This is a genomic window from Hydrogenophaga sp. FG152 (assembly GCF_057809615.1).
Genome location: NZ_JBMDKH010000016.1, coordinates 78,492 through 92,591, shown reverse-complemented (window position 1 = coordinate 92,591; position 14,100 = coordinate 78,492). Strand labels below are relative to the sequence as shown.

Here is a 14,100-nt window from a genome sequence, read left to right as displayed (position 1 = left end):
CAGGGGTGGAGAAGTTTCAGGCGGCGCGCCAGCCCTTGGGCAGGCCGGCTTCGGGCGTCATGCCGTACACCGGCTCGCCGGGCAGGCCGGCGCGCAGGGGCTCGCGCGCGGCGATGAGGGTCGAAAGATCGATGCCGGTGCGCACGCCCATGGCCTCGAACATGAAGACCAGATCTTCGGTGACCACGTTGCCAGAGGCCCCTGGCGCGTAGGGGCAACCGCCGAGGCCACCGAGCGAGGCGTCGAAGGTGCGCACGCCCACGTCGAACGCGGCCAGGCAGTTGGCCAGCCCGAGGCCGCGCGTGTTGTGCATGTGGGCCGCGCCCGCGCGCTCGCCCAGCTCGGCGCGCAGGCGCGTGAACAGGCGGCGCACCTGCGCGGGGTTGGCCATGCCGGTGGTGTCGGACAGACCCACCTCGTCCACGCCCACGTTCGCGCAGGCCACGGCCAGGCGGATCACCTCGTCTTCGTCCACCGCGCCCTGCAGCGTGCAACCGAAGGCGGTGGACAGGCCCACCTCCATCGCCACGCCGGGCGCGGTGTCGCGGCGCAGCGCGTGCACCTCGCGCAGCTCGTCCACCATCTGCTCGCGCGTCTTGCGCACGTTGGCCAGCGAATGCGCCTCGCTCGCCGACACCGGCAGGGTGATCTTGTGCACGCCCGAGGCCAGCGCGGCCTCAGCCCCACGCCGGTTGGGCACCAGGGCCATCACGGTGATGCCTTCGTGCCGCAGGGCGTGGTGCACCACGTGGACCACGTCGGCCATCTGCGGCAGCAGCTTGGCGGGCACGAAGGAGCCGACCTCGATCTCGCGCAGGCCGGCGGCCACGAGCGCATCGATCCAGCGCAGCTTGTCGGCCGTGGGCATGGTGGCCTTCACGGACTGCAGGCCGTCGCGCGGGCCGACTTCGCTGATGAGAACTCCAGGGGCGTTTTGCATGGAAGATGCGAGGTTGCTTGCGTTTTATAAGATAGAACGATATTCTTTCTATTGAAAGAATCGCAGATCACTTCCATCCTGTCAACCAAGTCCCCTTCCTCCTTCTTTCATGCCCCGCAAAGCGCAGACCCCTTCCTTGGCCGACGCCAACGCCGCCACCGGCGGCACCGCCGCGGTGGACCGCGCGCTCTCGCTGCTGGGCGCGTTCCACGCGGGCGACGCCTCGTTGTCGCTGGCCGAGCTGGCCGAGCGCACCCAGCTGCACAAGAGCACCGCGCTGCGCCTGCTCGCCTCGCTCGAACACGCGCACCTGCTGCAGCGGCTGGACGATGGTCGCTACGCCCTGGGCGGCGAAGTGGCGCGGCTGCACGGCATCTACGCGGCCTCGTTTTCGCTGGACCGCGTCGTCATGCCGGTGCTGCGCCAGCTGGTGTCGGCCACCGGCGAGAGCGCGGCCTACCACGTGCGCCAGGGCCAGGCGCCGAACCAGACGCGGCTGTGCCTCTACCGCGTGGACTCGCCCCACCCGGTGCGCGACCACATCCGCGCGGGCGACGTGCTGCCGCTGCACCAGGGCACGGGCGGGCGCGTGCTCTCGGCGTTCGGCGCGGGCGACGACAGCCGCAAGCCCACGCCGGCCGACAAACGCGCGCTGGCGCGCATCCGCGCCGATGGCTTCATGACCGCCGTGGGCGACCGCCTGGCCGAGGTGGCCGGCATCTCGGCACCGGTGTTCCACGCGGACGGCTCGATCGCCGCCTCCCTCACGCTCACGATGCCGGCGCACCGGTTCGATGAGCGGCACGTGGGCAAGGTGCTGGCAGCGGCACGGCAACTGAGTGGGCGGGTCGGTTGATCACCGGGTGCCGGATCGACGCGGACCGCTCGACGGAAAGAGAGCAAAAAAAAGCCCACCGCCGGATGGCGGTGGGCAATTCCAGCACCTGGCCCCCTGCGGCCAGGTGTTGACCCTTGCGGAAACTCAGAATTTGTGGCGCAGGCCCACGCCGTAGAGTCGATCCCTGGAGGTAAGCACAGGAGTGGTCTCGGCCTCGAATTTCACATTGTTGAAACCAGCATAGACCGTGGTGCGCTTGCTCAAGTCGTGACGGTATTCGACGCTGGCAGACGATGTCTTGATCAGGCGGGTGCCAGTGGCGGCGGCCTTGAGCGCTTCCGAGCCAATGCCAGCATTGATAGTGCCGGCAGAACTGACCGGCACCGCGATGCTCAACACGTAGCCGTTTTCCTTGATGCCGTTGACTCGACCATCCTTCTGGGCAACGTACTGGGCCAGCACCTTGACAGCAGTGAAATCGTAGCTTGCCCCAAGGCCAGTCGTCTTGGCGGTGGCGGCGCCAGAGCCCGCACCCTTGAGGGATTCGTACACGCCTTGCACAGCGATTGGACCATCTGCATACAGTGCTGAGACGCCCATGGCTCGACCAGCTGAGACGCCTGGACCCCCGTTCTCGCCAAAGGCGTATTGCACGGCGCCGGTGAACCCGCCCATGGTCGGCGTGGTGTATTGCAGCATGTTGTCCCGGCGAATGGCCGGCGACAGCGAGCCGGCAGCCACCAGGATAGGTGGCCCGAAGATGGCGTTGGTGGCGGAGAAGCTGGAGGTGCCCTGGGCATCGAACCGGTCCATCAGCAGGAACATCTGCGTGTATTGGCGGCCCATTTCAAAGGAACCGAAGCCACCGCTCAACCCCACCTTGCTGGTGCGGTTGAAGCCACCGCCGGCGACGGCGCTGGTGCCGGTGTCGGCGCTGAAGCCGGACTCCAGTTGGAAGGTGGCCTTCAGGCCACCCCCCAGGTCTTCCGCTCCCCGCAGCCCCCAACGGCTGCCGTTCAGCCCGCCGCTCGTCAAGCTTGATCCATTGCTGATTTGGAAGCTCGCGCCACCAAGCGTGATTTTGCTGGTGCTCTTGCCCACATACAGGTCCACCAGGCCATACAGCGTGACGTTGGATTGGGCGTGGGCGACCCCGGTCAGGGCACCGAAAGCGGCCAGGGCGACCGCCGTCTTTTTCGAGAGTGTCATTTTTGAGATTTGAGATGGGTTCAACACATGCCACCAGCGAGCCCCGGTGGCCTCTTAACGGACACGCACACGGTGTTGCGCGCCGAATTTCGGAAGAACCCGGAATCTAGTGACTTAGACCCAAAGAATTACAAACAAGGAATGAGTAGACTCAAATTCGGATCGAAACGCAGAAATTTTTCAACCAAAAGAATTCATTTGATCAGGACAAAGCGGCACGATGTGCCCGTTCGGGGGCCATTACCCACAGTCAAGTCACTGATCCGTGACGAAAAATCGAATTAATGCTGGCGTGGGTATGGAATACAGTTCGCTCACGCCCGCGCAATGCGGGCACCCGCACTTTTCGCCCAGACGGAGCTTTCCATGACAGCACGCACCCAGATCCACGGCCTGAAGGTCGCCACCGAACTGTTCAACTTCATCAACCAGCAGGTGCTGCCCGGCACCGGCGTGAGCGAAGCAAACTTTTGGCAGGGTTTCGACGGCATCGTGGCGGACCTAGCACCCAAGAACGCGGCCCTCCTGGGCGAGCGCGACCGCCTGCAGACCGAACTGGACACTTGGCACGCGGCCAACCCCGGCCCGATCCGCGACATGGCGGGCTACCGCAAGTTCCTGGAAACCATCGGCTACCTGGTGCCCCAGCCCAAAAACGTGAAGGCCACGACCAGGAATGTGGACGACGAGCTGGCCGTGCAGGCCGGCCCGCAGCTGGTGGTGCCGATCCTGAACGCGCGCTACGCGCTCAACGCGGCCAACGCCCGCTGGGGCTCGCTGTACGACGCGCTGTACGGCACGGACGTGATTTCGGAAGACAAGGGCTGCGGCAAGGTGGGCCCCAAGGGCGGCTACAACCCCAAGCGCGGCGCCAAGGTCATCGAGTACGCGCGCCATGTGCTGGACCGCACCGCACCGCTGAAGAAGGGTTCGCACGTGGGCTCGGTCGGCTACCGCGTCAACAAGGACGGCGAGCTGGTGGTATCGCTGGCCGACGGCGGCTCCAGCAAACTGGCCGACAAGTCGCAGTTCGTGGGTTACCAGGGTGAGGCCAAGCACCCCAGCGCCGTGCTGCTCGTGCACAACGGCCTGCACCTGGAAATCCAGATCGACCGCAGCACGCCCATTGGCAAGGGCGACGCCGCCGGCGTGAGCGACCTGGTGGTGGAAGCCGCGCTCTCGACCATCCTGGACCTGGAAGACTCCGTGGCCGCGGTGGACGCCGAGGACAAGGTGCTGGCTTACCGCAACTGGCTGGGCATCCTGCAGGGCACGCTCACCGAGTCCGTCACCAAGGCCGGCAAGACCTTCACGCGCGGCCTCAACGGCGACCGCGAGTACACCGCGCCCAACGGCAAGAAGAACGGCGTGCGCCTGCACGGCCGCTCGCTCATGTTCGTGCGCAACGTGGGCCACCTGATGACCAACCCCGCCATCCTCTGGGGCGCGGACGACAAGGAAATCCCCGAGGGCATCCTGGACGCGATGGTGACCACCACCATCGCTATGCACGACCTCAAGCGCACCAAGAAGGACGCCATTCGCAACTCGCGCAAGGGCTCGGTCTATATTGTCAAGCCCAAGATGCACGGCCCGCGCGAAGTCGAGTTCGCCGCCGAGCTGTTCGGCCGAGTCGAAAAGGTGCTGGGCCTCAAGGACAGCACGGTCAAGCTGGGCATCATGGACGAGGAGCGCCGCACCTCCATCAACCTCAAGGCCTGCATCGGCGCGGCCGCGAGCCGCGTGGCCTTCATCAACACCGGCTTCCTGGACCGCACCGGCGACGAGATGCACACCGCCATGCTGGCCGGCCCCATGGTGCGCAAGGGCGATATGAAGGCCAGCGCCTGGATCCAGAGCTACGAGAAGAACAACGTGATCGTGGGCCTCTCGTGCGGCCTGCGCGGCAAGGCGCAGATCGGCAAGGGCATGTGGGCCATGCCCGACCTGATGGCCGAGATGCTGCGCCAGAAGATCGCCCACCCCAAGGCCGGCGCCAACACCGCCTGGGTGCCCAGCCCCACCGGCGCCACGCTGCACGCGCTGCACTACCACCAGGTGCTGGTGTCGGATGTGCAGAAGGAACTGGAGAAGATCGACGCCAACGCCGAGCGCGACAACCTGCTCACCGGCCTGCTGACGGTGCCCGTGAGCAGCAACCCGAACTGGAGCGCGACCGAGAAGCAGCAGGAGCTGGACAACAACGTGCAGGGCATCCTGGGCTACGTGGTGCGCTGGGTGGACCAGGGCGTGGGCTGCTCCAAGGTGCCCGACATCCACAACGTGGGCCTGATGGAAGACCGCGCGACGCTGCGCATCTCCAGCCAGCACATCGCCAACTGGCTGCACCACGGCATCGTGAGCGAGAAGCAGGTGCGCGACACCTTCGAGCGCATGGCCGCCGTGGTGGATGGCCAGAATGCCGGCGATCCGCTGTACAAGAAGATGGCCGGCAACTTCAAGACCAGCAAGGCCTACCTCGCCGCGCTGGACCTGGTGTTCAAGGGCAAGGAGCAGCCCAGCGGCTACACCGAGCCGCTGCTGCACGCCTGGCGCCTGAAGGTCAAGGCCTCGGCCTGACCCCCGAAAGCCCGCCCCCGGCGGGCTTTTTCTTGCGGATCTCAGGCCGGCTGCGGGTCGGCCGATGCCGCGGTCAGGCGCTCGACGATGCGGCGCGCGCGGTTGCCTCCCACGTCGACGTGGATGTCGATCCAGCTGGGCTTGCCGCCGAAGCGCTGCATGTTGCGGTACTGCTCTTCGATCACCACGCGGTCTTCGTCGAAGGTGAACGCGGTCTGCTCGATGACGGCCTCGATGTTCTCCGGCATGTCGGGGTGCCTGGTGCTGGACATGCTCCAGAAGTAGTGACAGGTCTCTTCGGTCTCGGGCGTGATGCCGTGCAGGCCGCGCATGTGAAAGCCCCCGCGCTCGGGGTCGTCGATGGCGTCGGTGCCGGGCTCGACGGCGCCGGTCCAGATCCTGAGGTGCGAGAGCTCGAACTCGATCTCCTGCCAACGGTCGCAGGTCTCGCCAAAGGGCCAGGCGGCCTTGTAGGTCGGCGGCGGCGTGGAGCCGGGCATGAGGCGCACCACCTTGACCTTGTCGCCGTCCTGCGTGACGTTCATCTTGGCGCTCATGTGCAGGCGGGCGTTGCCGCCGATGGTCTTGAGGTGCACGTAGCCGAGGTGGCTCAGGTCCAGCAGGTTGTCGTGGATCAGTTGCCAGGGCGCGTTGTAGTGGTACTGGCCGGAGCCGAACTTGTAGCGCGGGTCATCGTGCCAGGGGTAGTCGGGCGCCTCGACGGTGGGCGCGCCGCCCTCTTCCTTGGGCATCCAGATCCAGAGAATGTGGTTCTTCTCGGCGACGTGGTAGGCCTTGACCCGGGCCTTGCCCGGAATGCGCTCCTGCCCCGGGATCTCGATGCACACGCCCGTGGGCGCGTAGAGCATGCCGTGGTAGCCGCAGCGCACGCCCGAGGCCTCGACCGTGCCGCACGACAGCGGCAGCGAGCGGTGGCAGCAGCGGTCCTCCAGCGCGGCGACCTGGCCTTCGCCGGTGCGGAACAGCACGACCTTCTGGTTCAGGAAGGTGCGGCCCACGGGCTTGTCGGTCAGGTCGCTGGAGAAGCCGGCCATGTACCACTGGTTCAGCGGAAAGCGACCGCGGCCGGCGGCGGTGGGCGGGATCGGTTGGATGGCGATGCAATCGGCGTTCATGGGGGTCTCCTTGGGTGACGGTCAGGCGGTCGGTCTCACAGATCGAGGACCAGCGTGGGGGATTTCGAGCGGGAACAGCAGGGCGTGAACTGGTCGTTGGTGGCGCGCTCCGCGTCCATCAGGCAGCTGTCGCGGTGGTCGGGCGTGCCCTCGAGCACGCGGGTGAGGCAGCTGCCGCAGACACCGGCCTCGCACGCGTAGTTCACGTCCACGCCGTGCTCCAGCAGCACCTGGAGCGCGCTCACGCCCACCGGTACGTCGAGCGTGGCGCCACTGCGCTGCAGGCGGATCTGGAAGGCCTGGTCGCCGGTGCTGTCGGCCACGGTGCCTGCGAAATGCTCGCGGTGCAGGCGCGCCTCGGCCCAACCGGCCGCGCGCGCGGCCGAGAGCACGAAATCCATGAAACCGGCGGGGCCGCACACGTAGAGGTGCGCGCCCTCGGGCGCGGCCCGCAGCAGGGCCGGTGCATCGAAAGCCTGGGGCGACGGCGCGTCGCTGAAGTAGAGCCGCGTGTGGCCAGCGAGCGGCCCGGCCTCGATCTGCCCGCGAAACGCCATGCGCTCGGGCGAGCGCGCGCAATAGTGCATCTCGAAAGAGCCGCCGGCGTCCTGCAGGTGCTGCGCCATCGACAGGATGGGCGTGACGCCGATGCCGCCAGCCACCAGCACGCTGTGCGGGGCCTCGACCAGCTCGAACAGGTTGCGCGGCGCGCTCACCTTGAGCACTGCGCCCACCTGCACCCGGTCGTGCATGCCGGCCGAGCCGCCGCGCGACTGCGGCTCGCGCAGCACGCCGATGCGCCAGCTGCGCCGCTCCTGCGGGTGGCCGCAGAGCGAGTACTGGCGGATCAGGCCGGGCGCGACCTGGACGTCGATGTGGGCCCCGGGGCGGAAGGCCGGCAGCTCGTTCGCCCCGATGGGCTCCAGGTCGAAGCTGCAGATGCCGTCGGCCTCCGGTTGGCGCGCGCGCACCCTGACGTCCAGTTCCACCATGTCTCAGTCGCTTTCGGGGGGCGCCGGCTTTCGCGGCGGTTTGCGGGTTTTGGCGTACTTCTGCTCCACGAAGCGCTGGGTCGCGGTTTCCACGGCCGGCAGGTTTTCGTGCAGGCGGCGCAGCAGCACCAACAGGGTCTCGGCTTCGTCGGCGGACAACACCTCGAGGAAAGCGCGCTCGCGTTCGAGCGCCACTTCGCGGATCTGATCGTGCATGGCGCGGCCCTTGGTGGTCAGCACCGCGATGCGGGCCCGGCCGTCGCGCGGGTCCAGCTCGATGCGGATGAAGCCACTTTCCTGCATGGACTTGAAGCAGCGGCTGACCGAGGCCTTGTCCATGCCGATGACGCGCGAGACCTGCTGCGCGGAGATCGAACCTTCGATGGCCAGCAGCACCAGGCAGCGCCAGGTCTCGATGCCCACCCCGAAGATCTTCAGGTAGTGCTGGGACGCACCGCGCGAGAGCTTGTTGGCGGTCCAGGTCAGGTAGGCCGGGACGTAGTGGTCGAGGTCGATCTGCTTGAGCGGATCGCTGACGGCGGGGAGGGATTTGGAGGTTTTCATGCCTCTATTCTGGACACGCATGTCAGTGCACCGCCATCCCGACCCAGCGCTCCAGCGCCGCGGTGTCGCGCGCCAGCTCGTCGGCGGGCGCGCCGTGCACCACCACACCGTGGTCCAGCACCACCGCCCGGCCCGCGTAGGCCAGGGCCTCGTCGACCTGCTGTTCCACGATGACGACCGCGATGCCGGTCTGCCGGCTCATCTCGCCGAAGGCGCGCAACAGGTCCAGGCGGATCAGCGGCGCCAGGCCTTCGAGGGGCTCGTCCAGCAGGATCAGCCGGGGCTGGCCCAGCAGGGCGCGCGCCACCGAAAGCATCTGCTGCTCGCCCCCCGAGAGCTGGGCACCCCCGTTGCGGCGGCGCTCGGCCAGGCGCGGGAACAGTTCGTAGGCCTCGTTGAGCGCGGCGCGCGGGCGGTGCTTGAGGCCGGCGAGCAGGTTCTCCTCGACGCTCAGCGAGGGAAACACGTCGCGGGTCTGGGGCACGTAGCCCAGGCCGCGCTGCGCGCGCTGGTGCGCGGACAGCCGCGTGACGTCCTCGCCCTGGAAGGTGATGGTGCCGGCGCGCAGCGGCACCAGGCCCATGACGGCGCGCAGCGCCGTGGTCTTGCCCACGCCGTTGCGCCCGATCATGGCCAGGCGCTCGCCGGCGCCGACCTCGAACGACAGGCCGTTGAGCACCGTCGTGGGGCCGTAACCGGCCGTGGCGTCTTTGACTTCAAGCATGCCGTGTCGCCTCTCCATGGCCCAGGTAGGCCGCGCGGACCAGGGGGTCGCGGCGGATCTCGTCCGGCGTGCCGTCGGCCAGCACCGCACCCTCGGCGAGCACCAGGATGCGGCTGGCGAAGCGGAACACCAGGTCCATGTCGTGTTCGATGATCAGCACCGCGAGGTCCCGCGGCAGGGCATCGAGCGCGGCGAGCAGGCGCTCGCCGTCGCCCTTGGGCACGCCGGCCATGGGCTCGTCCAGCAACAGCACCTGGGGCCGCAGCGCCATGGCCAGCGCCATCTCGATCAGGCGTTGTTCGCCATAGGCCAGGTCCTGCGTCGGCGTGGCGGCCTGCCCTTGCAGGCCGAAGCGGGCCAGCAGCGCCCGGGCCTCGGCCTGGAGCGCGGGGAAGCTGTCGATGCCGCGCCAGAAGCACCCGCCGAGCCCTTCGCGCTCGAACAGGGCGAGTTCGATCTGGCGCTGCACCGGGAAGTGCGGCGCCAGCGTGGTGATCTGGAAGGTGCGGGCCAGGCCGGCGCGCACGCGCTGGGCCTGGCTCAGGCGAGAGACGTTCTCGCCGCGCAGCCAGATCTCGCCGCTGTCGGCGGGGAACACCCCGCTGATCTGGTTCACCAGCGTGGTCTTGCCCGCGCCGTTGGGGCCGATCAGGGCCAGGCGGTCGCCCGGCGCGAGCTGGAAGGAGACGTCGCGCGTCACGTGGATGCCGCCGAAGCGCTTGTCCAGGTGGCGCAGTTCGAGCAGGTGGCTCATGCGCGGCCTCCCCAGCGGTTGCGCAGCCAGGCCACGGCCTTCGCGGGCGAGACCAGCACCACCAGCATCAGCAGGCCACCCACCACGAACAGCCAGTGGTAGGGGTTGATGGAGGCCGCGGTGTGGTGCAGCACCAGGAACACCGCCGCGCCCACCAGGGCACCGCTCAGGCGCCCGGCGCCGCCCAGGATCAGCATGACCAGGGCCTCGGCGGAGAGGGAGAACGACAGGCTGTCCAGGCCCACCACGGCGGTGGTCTGCGCGGAGAGCGCCCCGGCCGCGCCGGCCAGCGCGCCCGCGGCGGCGTACATGCCCCAGAGGCGGCGGTAGACCGGCGTGCCCAGGGCGGCCATGCGGGCGCGGTTTTCGTGGATGCCGCGCACGGCCATGCCGAACGGCGAGTCCACCAGGCGGCGCGCGGCATAGAAGCAAACCACCAGCACCGCCAGCGCGTAGAACGCGGCCAGCCGGCCTTCGAGGTCGAATTGGAACTGCCCCAGCAGCGGGCCCATCACGTAGCCCGAGAGGCCGTCGTCGCCGCCCGTCCAGTCGCGCGCCTTGTGCGCCAGCGACAGCACCATCTGCGCCACCGCCACGGTGAGCATGAGGAAGGTGAAGCCCTGGTAGCGCAGCAGAAAGGCCCCGGTCGCCGCCGCGAGCACGGCGCCCGCCAGCACGCCAATGGCCAGGCCCACCAGCGGGTCGGGCATCACGCGCAAGGCAAACACGCCCGCCGCGTAGGCACCCACGCCGAACATCGCGGCGTGTCCCAGGGTGGCCAGGCCGGCGATGCCCACCACCAGGTCCAGCGACAGCACGAAGAGGCCCATGATGAAGATGCGCGTCAGCAGCCCCAGCTGGTCGGGCAGCATCAGGCAGGCCGCCAGGCCCAGCGCCAGCATCACCAGCGGCGCGCGCCAGGCCGGCGCGCAGCGCGGCGAGGCGGCATCGCCGCCACCGTCTTGCGGGCCCGCGAGCGCCCGCGTCTTGAACAAGGACAGGGCGTTCATCGTTTCAACAGTCCGTTGGGACGCCAGGCCAGGAAGAGGGCCATGGCGGCGAAGAAGAAAAGGCTGCCCCAGTCCGAGGCCAGGTACTTGCTCGCGGTCTCGATCAGGCCGAGCACGATGGCCGCGCACAGCGAGCCCGCGATGCTGCCCATGCCGCCCACGGCCACGACGACCAGCACCAGCACCAGGTACTTCAGCGCGTAGTAAGGCTCCAGCGGCATCACCTCCGCGCCCAGCACACCGCCCAGGCCGGCCATCGCCGCGCCGGCGGCGAAGGTCAGGCACTGCACGCGGCGGATCGGAATGCCCAGCGTCGAGGCCGTGCCCGCGTGGGCCACCGCCGCGCGCAGCCAGATGCCGAAGCGCGTGCGCGTCACCGTGAGCGCGGCCAGCACGGCCACGGCCAGGCCCACGCCGATCACGAGCAGGCGCTGGGCCGGCAGGGTGCGGAAACCCAGGTCCACCGAGCCCGACAGCGAGGGCGGCAGCTGGACCATCTGCACCTGCGGGCCGACCAGGGCATTGGTCGAGGCGATCAGCACGAAGGTCAGGCCGATCGTGAAGAGCACCTGGTCCAGCTCCTTGCGCTGGTACAGGTGCCGCAGGACCAGCGCTTCCAGCAGCGCGCCCAGCAGGCCGGTGGCCAGCACCGCCAGCGGCACGGCGATCCAGAAGCTCCACTGGAGCTCGCGCGTCAGCAGGGCCACGCAGTAGCCGCCCACCATGGCGAAGGCGCCATGGCTGAGGTTCACGAAGCGCATGAGCCCCAGCGTGACCGACAGGCCCACGGCGATGACGAACAGCACCATGCCGTAGGCCAGGCCGTCGATCAGGATGTTGGAGAACGTGATCACGTCGCTTCGTCCATCAGCCGCCGCATCAGGGGTTCAGGCCGTGATCGGTCTGCGGTCCGAAGCTCTGCACTTCCTTGTTGACCAGCACGCCGCCCTCTTTCTCCACCTTGCGCAGGTAGACGTTCTGGGTGATGTGGCGCGTCTTGGCGTCGATGCGCACCGGGCCGCGCGGGCTTTCCCATTGCAGCTCGCGCGCCGCAGCCAGGGCCTTGGCGCCGTTCTTCTGGCCGCCGGTGGCCTCGATCATCTTGTGGATGACGTGCATGCCGTCCCACGCGCCGACCGAGGCGTAGTTGGCCACCGCCGCCGGGTTCTGCTTCTTCAGCGCGGCGACGAAGGCCTTGTTCGCCGGCGAGTCGTGCGCGCCGGAATAGTGGAACGCGGTCGTGAGGCCGAGCGCCGAGTCACCGAACTTCTGCAGGTCGAACTCGTCCGTTTCCGAGGTGCCCAGGAACTGGATGCCGGCCTTGGCCAGGCCGTTCTCGTTGTAGGCCTTCACGAAACCCAGGTTCGGCGGGCCGCCTGGCAGGAAGGTGTAGACCGCCTGCGCGCCGCTGGCGCGGATGCGCTGCGCGAACGGGCCGAAGTCCGTGGTGGCAATGGGCATGCGAATGGTCTCGACCACCGTTCCGCCCTGCTTCACGAATTCGCTCTTGAACGCCGCTTCACCGTCCAGGCCCGGGCCGTAGTCGGTCACGGCCGTCACCACCTTCTTGATGCCCTGCTTGGCGGCCCACTGGGCCAGCGGCACCGTCACCTGCCACAGCGTGTAGCTGCTGCGGATGAAATACTCCGACTTCTCGGTGATCGACGAGGTGGCCGCGTTGAAGATGACCGTGGGCGTCTGCGACTGCTGGATCAGCGGCGCGACCGCGAGCGCGTTGGGCGTGAAGACAAAACCGCCCAGGTAGTCCACCTTGTCCTTGACGATCAGCTCCTGCGCCAGCACCCGCGTCTGCGCGGGGTTCGGACCGCCGGTGTCGCGGTAGATGAACTCCACCGACTTGCCCGCGAGCTTGCCGCCCTGGCTGGCCACATAGGCCTCCACACCGGCCTTGAACAAGGTGCCGTAGTGCGCGAACGGGCCGGAGAACGGGCCGATGACGCCCACCTTGATCGCCGGGTCCTGCGCGTGGACAGGCGCGGTGGACAGGACGGCGGCCGCCAGGGCCGTGCCGCAGAGAACGCGTCGTGAGATGGACATGTCTGTCTCCTGGTTGTTGCGCCACTCGGGGGAAATGGCATCGGTGTTGACGGCTCGAATTATGGTTGTATTGCCAACCAGTTGCAATATCAACCAAATGCGGGTTTACCCTGAACAGCGTTCGGCGGACCGGCTAAGCTCGCCGCCATGCCCCTGATGAACTACCTGCTTTTTGACGCCAGCGACGACGGCGAAGACACCGGCACCTGGGACGCCATGGCCAGCGTGCGCGCTGCGCAGCTGCCTGCCGCGATGGCCGAGGTGCGCGCGGTGCTGGACTGGGCCGAAGCCCACGCGCCGGGCCCGCGCGGCCCGCTCGACGAGGGCGGCGCGTGGGACGCCGACGAGCAAGTGCAGGTGGACGGCGAATGGACCACGGTGACGCTGACGCTCACCGGCCCCTGGGCCTGGGGCGAGGCCCTGCTGGCGCAGTTCGCGCCAGCCGATTGAAGGCCCAGCAGCTAGCGCGCGGCCGCGGGCGCCAGCACAGGCTCGAGCCGGCCTTGCGCCATGAGTTCGTCGAACCACACGCGGTAACCCGCGTCGCTGGGGTGCAGGCCATCGGCCGCGTTCAGGCCGGGCTGCTGGGCGAACGGGTCGTCCGCCTTCTCCTTGAACAGGTTCACATACACCGCGTCGTGCCGCGCCGCGGCCTCGCGCACGAAGCCGTGCATCGAGCGGGCGCGCGAGGTCATGAACCACGACACCGGTGCGAAGAAAAAGGGCGCGTTGCCCACATTGCCCGCCGGCATGAGCAACACGCGCCCACCGCGCGCACGGGCGAGCGCCGCCACGCGGTCGATGTCGGCGCGCACGTCATCGAGCGAGCGCAGCCGGATCACGTCGTTGCCACCCGCCTGCACCAGCACCAGGTCGTAGCGTCCGGTGGTGGCTTCGAGCTGGCCGATCACCCGGGCGAAAGTCGCGCCGTCGCTGGCGCGGTTGTCGATGTGCAGCCTCGGGTAGGCCCGCGCCAGCAGGCCGGCCAGGCTGTGCCTCGGGTCGCTCGCACCGGTGCCCACGCCGGTGCTGTCGCCGACGATGAGCAGGCGCAGCGCGGCATCCGCCGGGGCGTGCTGCAGCGGCTCGCTGCGCTGGGCCAGGTCGCGCGCCTGGCCGATGCGCCAGACCGCGCAGCCCGAGGTGGCGAGCAAGGCCAGCAGCAGGGCGGCGATGAGGGCGGGCCACACGGGCCAGGACGACGTGCTCATGCGGCCCAGTCTATGCCTGGGCGTCGCTGGTGCGTCATCGCACCCGATTTGCCCCTTCGCGGCGCCGCGACAATAGCGGGTTTG

At 68.5% G+C, this 14,100-nt stretch carries 14 protein-coding genes; 3 read left to right on the top strand and 11 right to left on the bottom strand.

Features of this window, described 5'->3' with window-relative positions; translation table 11 throughout:
* Positions 1-16 precede the first annotated feature (16 nt).
* Complete coding sequence (locus ACODTB_RS18925) at positions 17-940, bottom strand: hydroxymethylglutaryl-CoA lyase (protein ID WP_291117353.1); 924 nt, start codon at positions 938-940, stop codon at positions 17-19.
* 109 nt (positions 941-1,049) lie between these two features.
* Between ACODTB_RS18925 and ACODTB_RS18920 the strand changes: the two genes are divergently transcribed.
* Positions 1,050-1,796 carry an IclR family transcriptional regulator gene (locus tag ACODTB_RS18920; protein ID WP_291117350.1) on the top strand — a complete coding sequence of 249 codons (747 nt, stop codon included), beginning with the start codon at positions 1,050-1,052 and terminating at the stop codon, positions 1,794-1,796.
* Positions 1,797-1,922: 126 nt separating this feature from the next.
* Here ACODTB_RS18920 and ACODTB_RS18915 read toward each other — a convergent pair whose 3' ends face one another.
* Entirely contained in the window at positions 1,923-2,987 is a 1,065-nt protein-coding gene (locus ACODTB_RS18915) for a porin (protein WP_291117346.1), read from the bottom strand.
* Between the two features lie 366 nt (positions 2,988-3,353).
* On the opposite strand from ACODTB_RS18915, the gene ACODTB_RS18910 reads away from it, so the two are divergent.
* Complete coding sequence (locus ACODTB_RS18910; RefSeq protein ID WP_291117343.1) at positions 3,354-5,567, top strand: malate synthase G; 2,214 nt, start codon at positions 3,354-3,356, stop codon at positions 5,565-5,567.
* A gap of 41 nt (positions 5,568-5,608) precedes the next feature.
* On the opposite strand, the gene ACODTB_RS18905 is transcribed toward ACODTB_RS18910, so the two are convergent.
* The 8 genes from ACODTB_RS18905 to ACODTB_RS18870 are packed head-to-tail and all read right to left on the bottom strand — an operon-like array spanning position 5,609 to position 12,805.
* Positions 5,609-6,703 carry a Rieske 2Fe-2S domain-containing protein gene (locus ACODTB_RS18905; protein ID WP_291117341.1) on the bottom strand — a complete coding sequence of 365 codons (1,095 nt, stop codon included), beginning with the start codon at positions 6,701-6,703 and terminating at the stop codon, positions 5,609-5,611.
* Between the two features lie 35 nt (positions 6,704-6,738).
* The gene (locus tag ACODTB_RS18900) at positions 6,739-7,695 is read right to left on the bottom strand and encodes a PDR/VanB family oxidoreductase (RefSeq protein ID WP_291117338.1); all 957 of its coding nucleotides are present in this window, start codon (positions 7,693-7,695) and stop codon (positions 6,739-6,741) included.
* 3 nt (positions 7,696-7,698) lie between these two features.
* The gene (locus ACODTB_RS18895; protein ID WP_291117335.1) at positions 7,699-8,259 is read right to left on the bottom strand and encodes a MarR family winged helix-turn-helix transcriptional regulator; all 561 of its coding nucleotides are present in this window, start codon (positions 8,257-8,259) and stop codon (positions 7,699-7,701) included.
* 22 nt (positions 8,260-8,281) lie between these two features.
* Positions 8,282-8,983 (bottom strand): ABC transporter ATP-binding protein, encoded by a 702-nt coding sequence (locus tag ACODTB_RS18890; protein WP_291117332.1) that lies wholly within the window; start codon positions 8,981-8,983, stop codon positions 8,282-8,284.
* Positions 8,976-9,737 carry an ABC transporter ATP-binding protein gene (locus ACODTB_RS18885; protein ID WP_291117329.1) on the bottom strand — a complete coding sequence of 254 codons (762 nt, stop codon included), beginning with the start codon at positions 9,735-9,737 and terminating at the stop codon, positions 8,976-8,978. The genes ACODTB_RS18890 and ACODTB_RS18885 overlap by 8 nt, the downstream gene beginning before the upstream one ends.
* Positions 9,734-10,747 carry a branched-chain amino acid ABC transporter permease gene (locus tag ACODTB_RS18880; protein ID WP_291117327.1) on the bottom strand — a complete coding sequence of 338 codons (1,014 nt, stop codon included), beginning with the start codon at positions 10,745-10,747 and terminating at the stop codon, positions 9,734-9,736. The genes ACODTB_RS18885 and ACODTB_RS18880 overlap by 4 nt, the downstream gene beginning before the upstream one ends.
* Positions 10,744-11,601 carry a branched-chain amino acid ABC transporter permease gene (locus tag ACODTB_RS18875; protein ID WP_291117325.1) on the bottom strand — a complete coding sequence of 286 codons (858 nt, stop codon included), beginning with the start codon at positions 11,599-11,601 and terminating at the stop codon, positions 10,744-10,746. The genes ACODTB_RS18880 and ACODTB_RS18875 overlap by 4 nt, the downstream gene beginning before the upstream one ends.
* A gap of 25 nt (positions 11,602-11,626) precedes the next feature.
* The gene (locus tag ACODTB_RS18870) at positions 11,627-12,805 is read right to left on the bottom strand and encodes an ABC transporter substrate-binding protein (protein ID WP_291117322.1); all 1,179 of its coding nucleotides are present in this window, start codon (positions 12,803-12,805) and stop codon (positions 11,627-11,629) included.
* A gap of 147 nt (positions 12,806-12,952) precedes the next feature.
* Between ACODTB_RS18870 and ACODTB_RS18865 the strand changes: the two genes are divergently transcribed.
* Entirely contained in the window at positions 12,953-13,255 is a 303-nt protein-coding gene (locus ACODTB_RS18865) for a hypothetical protein (protein ID WP_291117319.1), read from the top strand.
* 11 nt (positions 13,256-13,266) lie between these two features.
* On the opposite strand, the gene ACODTB_RS18860 is transcribed toward ACODTB_RS18865, so the two are convergent.
* Complete coding sequence (locus ACODTB_RS18860) at positions 13,267-14,016, bottom strand: GDSL-type esterase/lipase family protein (protein ID WP_291117316.1); 750 nt, start codon at positions 14,014-14,016, stop codon at positions 13,267-13,269.
* Between the last annotated feature and the right edge of the window lie 84 nt (positions 14,017-14,100).

Excerpts from the sequence above, each read along its gene's own strand:
- ACODTB_RS18915 (WP_291117346.1), bottom strand. The coding sequence starts at position 2,987 with ATGACACTCTCGAAAAAGACGGCGGTCGCCCTGGCCGCTTTCGGTGCC.
- ACODTB_RS18895 (WP_291117335.1), bottom strand. The coding sequence starts at position 8,259 with ATGAAAACCTCCAAATCCCTCCCCGCCGTCAGCGATCCGCTCAAGCAG.
- ACODTB_RS18880 (WP_291117327.1), bottom strand. The coding sequence starts at position 10,747 with ATGAACGCCCTGTCCTTGTTCAAGACGCGGGCGCTCGCGGGCCCGCAA.
- ACODTB_RS18905 (WP_291117341.1), bottom strand. The coding sequence starts at position 6,703 with ATGAACGCCGATTGCATCGCCATCCAACCGATCCCGCCCACCGCCGCC.
- ACODTB_RS18920 (WP_291117350.1), top strand. The coding sequence starts at position 1,050 with ATGCCCCGCAAAGCGCAGACCCCTTCCTTGGCCGACGCCAACGCCGCC.
- ACODTB_RS18900 (WP_291117338.1), bottom strand. The coding sequence starts at position 7,695 with ATGGTGGAACTGGACGTCAGGGTGCGCGCGCGCCAACCGGAGGCCGAC.
- ACODTB_RS18925 (WP_291117353.1), bottom strand. The coding sequence starts at position 940 with ATGCAAAACGCCCCTGGAGTTCTCATCAGCGAAGTCGGCCCGCGCGAC.
- ACODTB_RS18910 (WP_291117343.1), top strand. The coding sequence starts at position 3,354 with ATGACAGCACGCACCCAGATCCACGGCCTGAAGGTCGCCACCGAACTG.
- ACODTB_RS18870 (WP_291117322.1), bottom strand. The coding sequence starts at position 12,805 with ATGTCCATCTCACGACGCGTTCTCTGCGGCACGGCCCTGGCGGCCGCC.
- ACODTB_RS18865 (WP_291117319.1), top strand. The coding sequence starts at position 12,953 with ATGCCCCTGATGAACTACCTGCTTTTTGACGCCAGCGACGACGGCGAA.
- ACODTB_RS18885 (WP_291117329.1), bottom strand. The coding sequence starts at position 9,737 with ATGAGCCACCTGCTCGAACTGCGCCACCTGGACAAGCGCTTCGGCGGC.
- ACODTB_RS18890 (WP_291117332.1), bottom strand. The coding sequence starts at position 8,983 with ATGCTTGAAGTCAAAGACGCCACGGCCGGTTACGGCCCCACGACGGTG.
- ACODTB_RS18860 (WP_291117316.1), bottom strand. The coding sequence starts at position 14,016 with ATGAGCACGTCGTCCTGGCCCGTGTGGCCCGCCCTCATCGCCGCCCTG.